At 43.4% G+C, this 11,939-nt stretch carries 11 protein-coding genes; 3 read left to right on the top strand and 8 right to left on the bottom strand.

Annotated features, from left to right (window positions below; all coding sequences use genetic code 11):
- Nucleotides 1-48: 48 nt before the first annotated feature.
- Together HU824_RS06930 and mazG are read left to right on the top strand one after the other, a co-directional pair.
- Entirely contained in the window at nucleotides 49-1,122 is a 1,074-nt protein-coding gene (locus tag HU824_RS06930; protein ID WP_176468452.1) for a DUF3810 domain-containing protein, read from the top strand.
- 29 nt (nucleotides 1,123-1,151) lie between these two features.
- On the top strand, nucleotides 1,152-1,976 hold the full coding sequence (gene mazG, locus HU824_RS06925) for a nucleoside triphosphate pyrophosphohydrolase (protein ID WP_176468483.1): 825 nt from the start codon (nucleotides 1,152-1,154) through the stop codon (nucleotides 1,974-1,976).
- 129 nt (nucleotides 1,977-2,105) lie between these two features.
- Here the strand turns inward: mazG and HU824_RS06920 are convergent, their stop codons facing one another.
- The 6 genes from HU824_RS06920 to rpsA form a co-directional block, all read right to left on the bottom strand.
- A complete protein-coding gene (locus HU824_RS06920; RefSeq protein WP_176468451.1) occupies nucleotides 2,106-2,579 on the bottom strand; it encodes a hypothetical protein in 474 nt (157 codons plus the stop codon).
- A 25-nt stretch (nucleotides 2,580-2,604) separates the two neighbouring features.
- Entirely contained in the window at nucleotides 2,605-2,970 is a 366-nt protein-coding gene (locus HU824_RS06915) for a hypothetical protein (protein ID WP_176468450.1), read from the bottom strand.
- 47 nt (nucleotides 2,971-3,017) lie between these two features.
- Nucleotides 3,018-3,572 carry an RNA polymerase sigma factor gene (locus HU824_RS06910; RefSeq protein ID WP_136010483.1) on the bottom strand — a complete coding sequence of 185 codons (555 nt, stop codon included), beginning with the start codon at nucleotides 3,570-3,572 and terminating at the stop codon, nucleotides 3,018-3,020.
- Nucleotides 3,573-3,627: 55 nt separating this feature from the next.
- The gene (locus HU824_RS06905; protein ID WP_176468449.1) at nucleotides 3,628-4,542 is read right to left on the bottom strand and encodes a ribonuclease Z; all 915 of its coding nucleotides are present in this window, start codon (nucleotides 4,540-4,542) and stop codon (nucleotides 3,628-3,630) included.
- A gap of 146 nt (nucleotides 4,543-4,688) precedes the next feature.
- The gene (locus tag HU824_RS06900) at nucleotides 4,689-5,486 is read right to left on the bottom strand and encodes a hypothetical protein (RefSeq protein ID WP_255260482.1); all 798 of its coding nucleotides are present in this window, start codon (nucleotides 5,484-5,486) and stop codon (nucleotides 4,689-4,691) included.
- Between the two features lie 73 nt (nucleotides 5,487-5,559).
- Nucleotides 5,560-7,356 (bottom strand): 30S ribosomal protein S1, encoded by a 1,797-nt coding sequence (gene rpsA, locus HU824_RS06895; RefSeq protein ID WP_136010485.1) that lies wholly within the window; start codon nucleotides 7,354-7,356, stop codon nucleotides 5,560-5,562.
- 195 nt (nucleotides 7,357-7,551) lie between these two features.
- Between rpsA and HU824_RS06890 the strand changes: the two genes are divergently transcribed.
- A complete protein-coding gene (locus tag HU824_RS06890) occupies nucleotides 7,552-8,373 on the top strand; it encodes an alpha/beta hydrolase (RefSeq protein WP_176468448.1) in 822 nt (273 codons plus the stop codon).
- 3 nt (nucleotides 8,374-8,376) lie between these two features.
- Here the strand turns inward: HU824_RS06890 and coaW are convergent, their stop codons facing one another.
- Nucleotides 8,377-9,207, bottom strand: a complete 831-nt coding sequence (gene coaW / locus HU824_RS06885) for a type II pantothenate kinase (RefSeq protein ID WP_176468447.1) — start codon at nucleotides 9,205-9,207, stop codon at nucleotides 8,377-8,379.
- Between the two features lie 100 nt (nucleotides 9,208-9,307).
- Nucleotides 9,308-11,629, bottom strand: coding sequence for a DUF5686 family protein (locus HU824_RS06880; RefSeq protein ID WP_176468446.1), 2,322 nt, complete (start codon nucleotides 11,627-11,629; stop codon nucleotides 9,308-9,310).
- Between the last annotated feature and the right edge of the window lie 310 nt (nucleotides 11,630-11,939).

Genomic DNA, 11,939 nt, shown 5'->3' with positions numbered 1-11,939 from the left:
TAGGAGTTAGAGGTCGATAGTCCTCTTAATGGTAGGTTGAAAATAAAAATGAGAGACAAATTGAAAATCCGGTATGTCATATTAATCGTATTACTGTCTGTTGTATGGGCAACGCAGCTCATTCCAATATTGGGAGAAGTATATGCACAGTCTGTATATCCGGTGATTTCCCATTTCTTGTCCTCCTTTTCAAAACTCATGCCTTTTGCCATAGGCGACTTGTTCATTTTCCTCAGTGTACTCGGACTTCTTTTCAATCCCATCAGGGCACGCTATATCCAGAAGAAGAAGAAGTGGAAACAGATTCTGCTGAACGAAATGGAATACTTGCTGTGGATATATGCATGGTTCTATCTGGCATGGGGACTGAACTACTCACAAAAGGACTTTTATGGCAGGACAAACATTCCTTATACTGCCTATACTCCCGAAATCTTTCAGTCATTTGTAGACAACTATATCGACAAGCTGAATGCTTCCTATACAGATGTCACCTCCATTGACGAACCATTGGTCTGCCGGGAAAGCGTACACGGATACAACCAAATCAGCGATACGCTGGGGATACACCGCCCTCCCCACTCCTCTCCGCGCGTAAAGACCATGCTTTTCACTCCGTTCATTTCCATGGTCGGTGTTACGGGAAGCATGGGACCTTTCTTCTGCGAATTCACGCTGAACGGCGATTTGCTTCCACCGCAATATCCCGCTACTTATGCCCACGAGCTGGCACACCTTTTAGGCATCACCAGCGAGGCAGAAGCCAACTTCTACGCTTACCAGGTCTGCACCCGTTCGCAGGTGAAAGAGATTCGTTTCAGCGGCTATCTTTCCGTGCTATCACATGTGCTGGGTAACGCCCGCCGACTGATGAGCGAAGAAGAATACGCAGAGCTTTTCAGCCGGATACGTCCTGAAATCATAGAACTGGTCCAAAAGAACCAGCAATACTGGATGGAGAAATACAGTCCGCTCATCGGAGACATCCAGAACTTTATCTACGACTTGTACCTTAAAGGAAACAAGATTCAAAGCGGACGCAAGAACTATTCGGAAGTAATAGGATTGCTTATCTCTTACGAAGAATGGAAGAACCACGGGAAAGTGATTCCGGAAGAATAAACAATATAAATGGTACATTAAACAATATAATCATGCATACAAGAAAAGAACAAATGGAAGCCTTCGGCCGCTTCCTCGACATACTCGACGAGCTGCGCGAGAAATGTCCCTGGGACCGCAAGCAGACCAACGAAAGCCTGCGCCCCAATACCATCGAAGAGACTTATGAACTTTGCGACGCCCTGATACGCGATGACAAGAATGACATCTGCAAAGAGCTGGGCGACGTACTGCTGCACGTAGCATTTTATGCCAAGATAGGCAGTGAATCCGATGATTTCGACATGAAGGATGTTTGCGACTGTCTTTGCGAAAAGCTTATCTTCCGCCATCCGCACGTATTCGGTGATGTAAAAGCCGAAACTGCCGGACAAGTTTCCGAGAACTGGGAACAGTTGAAACTAAAGGAGAAAGACGGAAACAAAACTGTGTTGAGCGGTGTACCTGCATCCTTACCTTCGCTCATCAAGGCTTATCGCATTCAGGACAAAGCTCGCAATGTAGGCTTCGACTGGGAGGAGCGCGAACAAGTTTGGGACAAAGTGAAAGAAGAGATTCAAGAATTCCAGGCAGAAGTCGCCCACATGGATAAAGAAAAGGCTGAAGCTGAATTCGGCGATGTCATGTTCAGCCTCATCAACGCTGCCCGCCTCTACAAAATCAATCCGGACAATGCGCTGGAACGGACCAACCAGAAGTTCATCAACCGCTTCAACTATGTAGAAGCGCACAGCATCAAGGAGGGCAAAAACCTCCATGACATGACACTGGAAGAAATGGATAAGCTATGGAATGAAGCGAAAGCATTGGAAAAAGAAAGCAAACAAGATGATTCTTCTAAAGGTCAGGTTTAGCGGGCTAAAGCAAAGGTTTAGGGAACTAAAGTAGAGGTTTAGCCAGGCCAAAACGAGGTATCTATCATTTAAAAAGAAGGTTGCTCACATCATTGTGGCAACCTTTCTTAATTTGTATTCATTCACTATTCATCTTTTCCCTTGTGTTTTCCGTGGAGAAGCATCCCCCTTTTTATGCATGCCTTTCAGCAGATCACGATGGAAACGCATTTCAGCTCTTTGCACCAGATAAATCTTTTTACAAGACAATATCTTCTTGAATTTATCAAAGTAGGTCTTGTCCAACCGGTCAGAAGCAATACGGGCATCATATACGCCTTCCATAATTTCCTCATACTGGGCTTCGGTTGTTTTTTCGTCTTTCCCTTGCCGGAGCAGTTTCCAAGCCTCGTCATTGAGCTGTTTCTTCCGGTCTTGCAATTCAAAATACAATGGGAAGAACTTGTCCGCTTCCTCACTTGTCAGTCCAGCTTTCTCGGTGATAAACGCTTTTTGTCTGGCACGGAACTCTTCGGGTGACAGATGTTGGTCACATCCATCACTAGCCCAAAGCAGGGGCATCATGCCACATATCATAACCAATAAAACAATCAGTCTTTTCATTTTTCAATAGTTGAGTGTTGTTACCTTATTCTACATCAGAGTCTGCCAAATAAACATACAATGAATAATCATCCAGCATGGAATTCTCTACGGCCATATTAATATATTCCATTTCTGTTTCCGTATCATCAGCAGCTATACGCTCTACAGAGGGAGTATGCTCCGAAGAAGCCACGCGGATAATCAATGCAGCACCTATAAACATGGCGGTCATATACAACCAAGGCCTTACCTTCTGCCATATTGTAGGCTCTGTCTGCACAGCAGTGAGTTTTTCTTTTTCGGGAAGCCGGTTCATTACCTCTGAAGTAAGATTCTCAAAGTAGCCGTCAGGAACGCGGAAAGGATTTTCCATCCCTATCTTTTTCAGTATTTTATCTTCTTCTTTCATAAGCTTTATCCTTTCTGTTTAATTAGACATTGTTTTGTGGCAAAGGTTTAATACTCCTCACCCAAAAACTTTTCTATTTTCTTCACGGCATGGTGATAGGAAGCCTTCAAGGCACCTACGGAAGTACCAAATATATCGGACATCTCTTCGTATTTCATTTCCTGGTAATACTTCAGGTTAAACACCATACGTTGTTTTTCCGGCAAGGCAAGCAAGGCTTTTTGCAAAGCCATCTCTGCTTTATCACCGGAGAAGTAAGGATCACTTTCAAGCTTTTGAAGTGCATCTGCCTCGGGGTCATCCAAAGAGACTGTGGAAGCAGCCCGTTGTTTGTTCAGAAAAGTGAGGCATTCATTCAAGGCTATGCGATAGAGCCAGGTAGAGAGTTTAGCCTCTGCCCTGAAATAATCTATATTAATCCATGCTTTAATGAAAGTATTCTGAAGTAAATCATTGGCATCTTCATGAGAGAGGACTATACGACGAATCTGCCAATACAGCTGCTCGCTATATTGGGCAACAATCATCTCAAATCCCCGCTTTTGTGTGCTTTCGTCTTGTAGAAGAGCCAACACTTCGCGTTCATTATAGGAAGGGGTCATATGTTTTTCTATTCGCATTTATTTTTTAGACTGCCAAAGATACAAAAAGTTTAATTCATACCGATACACAAAGTGTCTCTTTAGCAAGCTGTGTGTCCGGAAAGATGGCAACAGCTTCTTTCAACAGAACATTTTCATTCTCATAACGGGCAGAAAAATGTCCTATCATCAATTTTTTTGCTCCTGCCTCCCTGGCTATCCATGCAGCCTGCGTGGCTGTGGTATGGAATGTCTCCTTGGCACGCGGCGCATCTTCATCAGCAAAAGTAGCCTCGTGAAATAACAAGTCAACTCCTTTTATCTGCTCTACAATAGAAGGCAAATAAATTGTATCCGAACAATATGCATAACTGCGGGGAGATTCAGAAGGACGCGTCAAACGGGCATTTGCTATAATTTCTCCCTCCGGAGTTACATAATCGGCTCCATTCTTAATGCGGTTCAACTCATATACCGGCACCTGATAAAAGTCTATCATTTCACGGATGATATGGTTAGGACGCTGCTTCTCTGCAAACAAAAAGCCACAGCATGGCATACGATGGCGTAAGGGAATGGTAGTAACCGTCAACGAACGGTCTTCATAAATCTGTATCGGTTCTTTAGCATCAAACTCATGGAAAAGAACTTGGTACGTCATCTGTTTATTAAAAAATTCCAACATAGGCACCAGCAAATCTCTCAGTCCTTTGGGAGAATGGATATGCAGCTCGGCTGTACGTCCTAAAAGATTAAGTGTGGAAACCAACCCCAATAAGCCAAAACAATGGTCTCCATGTAAATGGGAGATAAAGATATGATTCAAACGTGAAAACTTCAGATGCGATTTACGGAACTGCAACTGCGCTCCTTCCCCACAATCAATCATAAACAGCTTGTCGCGCACATTCACGATTTGAGACGTAGGGAAATGACGCGTTGTGGGTAAAGCGGAACCGCAACCAAGAACATGTAACTCAAATTTTTCCATAATGTGACAAATATAGCGATTTATCCGCACAAACACGAAAAAGAGGATTGCAAAACCGACAGTTTTCTCAATCCTCTCCTCCATATTTACGTATAAAAAGCTCAGCGCATTTCTTACAGTGCGTATTATATGCAAAAAAATATCCTCTATTTCAAGAGCATTGTTATCTCAGCAACACTGAACATAAACTCCGTACTATCACCGGAAACATCCCCCACATAGCGATAAACCAGACCTTTGTTATTCTTCACACATGCCTCCAAGAATACTTTCAATGCCGGCTCTGACACATTCAAGGACCCCTTGACATTTTGTTTCATCTGCTCCTCATTTCCTTTCAAGGAAGCTATATCCATAGAGTTCTCATCTATAGTATAAGTATAGACCACATTCTCCACCTCTATCACCAGTTTCTCAAGCACGGTGACTTCGTCTACCCTCATAGGACAAGAAATATTGGTAGCCTTCACAAGTTCCTCCAGTTTCTTCTGTTCGCTTTCTTCCTTCGAAACCTTCTGATTCAGGATATTTTCCAAGTCCTTTGTATCCAACAGACACTCTGCCTCTTTCCCGGTAGCATTCCCTTTATAAACGAATTTCATCCCGGATTTAGTATCAACCACCATTTCCAACAGTTTCCTGATATTGTCTTTAGGATTACTGAACATGGCGATTGTAGTTGACTTCATGACATCCGGATGCTTTTCCCAAGCCTCAAAATCCGCATAATCTTCGTTCATCAACATAGAATATACCACATTAGTTCCGTCAAAAACAATGCTTGACACCTCGCCAGCCGTCCCCATACTCATCGGACACTGCTTGTTGGCAATTTCTATGGCCATCTTCAATTTAGACTTCTGACTGCATGCAGTCAGTAACATCAATGACAGGCAAGCGAACAATACCGTCTTCCCCGCACTTTTGAACATATTTTCCATCATAAATAAAGATTTATAAAAAGAAAGGACACTTGTAATATAAGTGCCCTACTCTTAATTTATAGTTTAATAATAGTTACTTCTTTCCAGCTTCCATCTGCTCTTTCAAAGCAGCCAAAGCGTCAATGTCACCCAGAGTAGTAGATGCAGCCTGATTTTGGATGGCAGGAGCAACGTCTTCTCTCTTATTGGCTGACTTCTTGGCAGCAGCCTTCTTTTCAGCTCTTTCTTCTGCCTTTGCAGCATCTTCGAAGATACGGCTGTGAGAAAGGATGATACGCTTAGCGTCCTTATTGAACTCGATTACCTTGAACTCAAGTTTCTCGTCCAACTGAGCCTGTGAGCCGTCTTCCTTAACGAGGTGTTTCGGAGTAGCGAAACCTTCTACACCATAAGGCAGAGCTACAACAGCACCCTTATCCAACATTTCGATGATAGTACCTTCGTGTACAGAACCTACTGTAAATACTGTTTCAAATACATCCCAGGGATTTTCTTCGAGCTGCTTGTGACCGAGGCTCAAGCGGCGGTTTTCCTTGTCGATTTCCAATACCTGCACGTCAATATCAGCACCAATCTGAGTGAATTCAGACGGATGTTTAACCTTCTTCGTCCAAGACAAATCAGAAATGTGAATCAAGCCGTCAACGCCTTCTTCGATTTCAACAAATACACCGAAGTTAGTGAAGTTGCGAACTTTTGCAGTGTGCTTGCTGCCGATAGGATACTTCTCTTCGATAGTTTCCCAAGGATCAGACTTCAGCTGCTTGATACCCAAAGACATCTTACGTTCTTCGCGGTCCAGAGTCAGGACTACTGCTTCCACTTCATCACCTACCTTCATGAAGTCTTGTGCAGAACGCAAGTGCTGTGACCAAGACATTTCAGATACGTGAATCAGACCTTCAACACCGGCAGCAATTTCGATGAATGCACCATAGTCAGCCATAACAACTACTTTACCATTTACATGATCACCCACCTTCAGATTACCATCCAAGGCATCCCAAGGATGCGGAGTGAGTTGTTTCAAGCCAAGAGCAATGCGCTTCTTCTCATCATCGAAGTCAAGGATAACAACGTTGAGTTTCTGGTCGAGTTCAACCACTTCTTTCGGATCGCTGACACGGCCCCAAGAAAGATCTGTGATGTGAATCAAACCGTCTACGCCACCCAGGTCAATAAATACACCATAGGAAGTGATATTTTTAACGGTACCTTCGAGGACTTGTCCTTTTTCGAGTTTACCGATGATTTCCTTCTTCTGTTGTTCCAGTTCAGCTTCGATAAGAGCCTTGTGAGAAACAACCACGTTCTTGAATTCCTGATTGATTTTAACAACCTTAAATTCCATAGTTTTGCCAACGAATACATCGTAATCGCGGATAGGCTTCACGTCGATTTGAGAACCCGGCAAGAAAGCTTCGATGCCGAATACGTCCACAATCATACCACCCTTTGTGCGACATTTGATGTAACCCTTGATAATTTCTTCGTTTTCCAAAGCAGCGTTTACGCGATCCCAAGAACGGGTAGCACGAGCTTTACGGTGAGACAGTACGAGCTGTCCTTTTTTGTCTTCCTGATTTTCGATGTATACTTCAACAGTATCACCAATCTTAAGCTCAGGGTTGTAACGGAATTCACTCATCGGAATGATACCGTCTGATTTGTAACCGATATTCACAACTACTTCACGCTTGTTCATTGCAATTACGGTTCCGTCAACTACCTCGCGGTCGTTAACCTTATTCAACGTATTGTCATACGCCTTTTCCAGTTCTTCGTGGCTTGCACTGGCTACTGATTCGCCGTTCTCATAAGCATCCCAATTGAAGTCTTCAATAGGAGCTACATTCTTTAAATTTTCCATTAATAAATAAATTGTTTAACTCGTTAATTAAGTGAGACTTTATGTTGACTCATTGTAAATCGGCCGCAAAGATAGAAGTATTTTCTTGAACTACAAAACAAAAAGTACTCAAAACAGCAGTGGAATAATCAATTAAAGAACAAAAAAATAGTACCTTTGCATCGTTTCATTTATACATAATTTCAATAATTTATCATGAAAAAAATAATCGCATGCATTTCCATCATTTGCTATACATTATTATGTTATAGCCAAAATCAGGCAACGGACAACAACTACCGTACACAAAAGAACATTTCCTATCTTCATCCCGGCGAAAAGGACAGTTATAAGCTGGAGCGTTGCAAACTCGACCTCTATTATCCTACTGATAAAAAAGGATTTGCCACCCTTGTCTGGTTCCACGGTGGAGGACTGGAAGCCGGAGAAAAACATTTTCCGAAGGAATTCCTGGGGCAAGGCTACGCCGTGATAGCCGTAAACTACCGACTCAGTCCGCGTGCGCAAAATCCTGCCTACACGGAAGATGCCGCAGAGGCCGTTGCTTGGACTTTCGAGAATATAGAAGAATTCGGAGGAGATAAAGACAAAATATACATAGCCGGTCATTCAGCCGGTGGTTATCTCTGTCTAATACTCAATCTGGACAAGAGTTACCTGGCAAAGTGGAATATTGACGCCAACAGCCTGGCAGGTGCTTTCCCCATCAGCGGACAGACCACTACCCATTATACCATCCGCAAAGAACGCGGGCTGCCTTCCGACACTCCGATTATAGACAAATATGCTCCTTCCAATAACGTAAGAAAAGACGCTTCACCCATGATACTTATCACTGGCGACAAAGAGTTGGAGATGCTGGCACGCTATGAAGAAAATGCCCATTTGCATGCTCTTCTCAAAGCATTGGGACAAAAATCCACCCTCTATCAGATGGAGGGATTTGACCATGGTACGGTGGTCACTCCAGCCTGCACTTTGATAAACAGCTATATGAAGAAGGCAGGCAAGAAGTAACCACTATCCTTGCCTTTCTTTTACGTATGCCAATGCCGCTCCTATCGCTGTTCTATATTCAGCATAGGGCGGTATATGGAAATGTACATGATAGATATCATTCATTTTAGAAAATACCTCCCGGCACTGGGGCAGTTGGGTAAGATTTCCTATCAGAACAAAATCCTTAATAGGACTGTTCAAAGCTGACAGTACAGCAGCTCCTCCAATGGTTTGAAGTACAGTACAGATGATGCCGCAAGCAATATCTTCTTGGGAAGCATTACTATCCGCCTTTCCGAAAAGGGAGGCGGTGGCGCTTACGGGTAAGTCAGGCAAAGCAACATTACAAATGTCACCTATTTGCAAGTTGATACGGGTCACATCCCCTTTCTCTGCCAACTCGGACACCTGATGGATGTCATGGGTTTTCAGTAGCAGCCTCGACAATCCCTGCAAGGTACCTCCACCAATTCCCAAACCACCAATATGCTGTATCTTATCTCTGTCTATTTTCACAAAAGAAGTACCGGTACCCATACTGACCACAATCAGTTGGTCTATCTCCGTCGCATGCCTGGCTCCCAAGCCATTGGCAATAAACTCATCCGTTTTGCGGGTAGGCAATCCGTATAAAGGACTGTCGACAAATGCGCTTCCTACTCCTGTCAGCATCACCTGCTCCACATCGGACAACTGTATGCCATTGTCATAAATATACTTGCCGAATGCTCCAAACAAGGAAGTCACCGGATCGGTTGCCGTAATAAACATTGGAGACTGTATCTGCCCCTCATTGATTCCAACGATTTTCGTGGTACTTCCACCCACATCTATTCCTATCACTATACCCATAGTTACAAGTAATTTGCAGCAAAGGTACGAAAGAAACGATAATTGACAATTGATTAATGTGATAATGTGCCAATATACTAATTGGCACATTACCACATTGCTATTTGTTAAACAGTTCGAAGGTGAATTTGCAACCTATTTCCTGATACTTCCAGTTGGCAAAGCTGGCAAATAAGCCAAAGTCAAAGACATGGGTACCAATACCATAACCCACTTCCAGATAAGGCTTCAAGTGAGGTACTACCAGTACATTCAGATACAGACGTTCATTCAATACATACTGGGTATATTTCACCAGATGGCGGAGCAGAAGGAAAGGCGCTTCATAGGCAAGATGTCCGCGGATATATCTGCGGGAAGAGTTGTACCATCGTCCGTCAAGCAACTGGAACACCCCGCCAATATCATCATTCCAGCCCATAGGAAGATTGGAACGCCGCAAATTGGCAAAGTCCACAAAGTATAGCTCTTTCTGATTGGTGAACTCTCCCCAGCCAAAGCGCCAATAAATATCGCGCATCAGTCCCAAAGAAATCTGATGCTGCAAATCAATCTCCACACGTTCGTATGAACCACTACTCTGCAACACCCCGCTGATTCCCCTCTCCCAATCCACCGAAATGGAAGGATACTTGGAATGAAGATTTACCTTGCGGTCACCGTTCATATAATAATATTGTCCTGGAGTCCAGGACAGACGAACACGGGGGGCAAAACTATTATAAGTATGGCGAAACTTGTTCAGGATATTCGGGTCGAAATTCGGAAAGAATGACGAGCCGCCGGAACCTACGTTTGTCGCTGATTTTACTGATGGCATACTCGGATAGTTAAGCTCAAATCTGGAACGGTTCACTTCTGTACGTCTATGCATGGATATGCCGACTTCCAGCGACAAGCCGTTCACTAGCTCCCAGCTATGGCGCAGATTCAGATACAAGTCCTTGAAATAGTCCAAATGTATCTGGTTGAAATCAAAAATACTGTCAGGGATAGCTTTCAGGTCATCCAGCACATCACTACTATAAATCCGGTTTCCATTACCAAATTCCAGATGAAACGCCGCACGCTTACGAGGCCAATAATCGAAGTCAGACCTCACCCTCCAGTAAAATTCCTTCTCTCTAAAGTTATAACCTATCCGGGGAACAACGCGTAGCAGGCGGTCGCCCTTGAAAATACGGTTGTACTTGAATTCTTGCCGATACGAAATTCCATGTGTACCGCTATAGCTCAAAAGAAACGGATTAATTAACGGTGAACAACGCACGCTCCCCAATTTATCCAAGTCTACCGTATAACGACTAATCAGAGCATCGCCAATCTGTCCCCAGAATTCCAGATTCTTATTGACCGATTTCTTTTTCCGGACGAGTGTATCCCGACGTAAGAAAAAATCCTGATACAGAGTCTCCTCATGCGGGGTTAACGGAACGGGACGTAAAGTTTTAAAGTAGGCGGTATCACGCCGAAAAGCGTTTGTATCCGTACGCAACGTGTACGAATCGGACAAATCATACTTGCTCTTCCATGCCGACTTTCTTATGTCACTGCCGGGAGCCTTCTGAATGATATTCTTATAATCGAGTACAGCTTCATAAGTACCATCTACCACATTTCCCAAAAAACGGAATGTCGCCTCCACGTCATACTGCAATGGCAGGAACTCGTCCGAGTCTCCCACATTTCCCATTTTCACCAGGTTGTTGAACCTTACCATCTCATTGCGTCCGGAAAAGCGCATCTCACGCACACTCCACACGTTGTCACTCACTATCAGATAACCGCCCACCAACTGAAAGCTCTTACTTTTGGGCATAAAGCGGATTTTATACTGAAGGGCATGCCTCTCGCCCATCACCGTATCAATCCGGTAGATATAATATTTCCTGGCATTGGGAGCTAAGGGAGAAATCAGTTTATCATATAATAAAGTAGAAGAATAGATGTTGACATGGAAATATTCAGGCAATCGTCCGTCCAGTTCCCAAAACTCGGAAGCTGTGCCGACACTTGCCTTTACCTTTTGGTCATAGATGTCAGGAGCTGTAAAATGTAAATCGCTATAAGTTTCCATCATATATTCCCGCACCCCTTTCTTGGGCCGGAACATGGAAGGGATATAGCGAAGAATATGATTCTTCTTACGAATGTTCACCCAGCCTTTTATGTAAAGTTCAGCTTTATAACTCTCAATAATACGTTCATAAAAAGGAGCAAAGAAGATGACTTTCTCCATGATGGAGTCTGCCGAACTCACATGTTTGTCAACCGGATAAGATATACGCTCCGCCCCTGCCTTCTGTATGAAAGAAAACAAGAAGCAAATCCCAACCCATATAAACAATAAACGTTTCAACCGCAATCTCTCTTTTTTGAACCGGAACAAATATACGGAAGAATTTGTGTAATGCAAAAACATGTTTCATAAAGAAGAAAAATGGCGTACAACTCTTTCATCCAGAGAAATTAGAGAGTTCCACTTCAATTCCCTTCGTTAGGAGTTAAAGAAATCAGAGCAGGTGCGAAGAATCATAAAATCGGCACCATGTATACCGAGTTGTAGGTATTACTAATCGTAATACACGAAGGTTACTGATTGAAACATGAGACGAACACAATCTTCGGGCTATTCTTTTCACACAAGCTGGTTTTCTTTTTTTAAAGGGGTACATTCTCAAAAAACACTAATATTTTCAACAACACCCCCCAAAAAAGAGGGGGTGTTTCAA

This window comes from Bacteroides sp. L10-4, assembly GCF_013373675.1.
Lineage (GTDB): Bacteria > Bacteroidota > Bacteroidia > Bacteroidales > Bacteroidaceae > Bacteroides > Bacteroides muris.
Note: the sequence above shows the minus strand (reverse complement) of the source record. Positions and strands in the feature narration are given on the sequence as shown.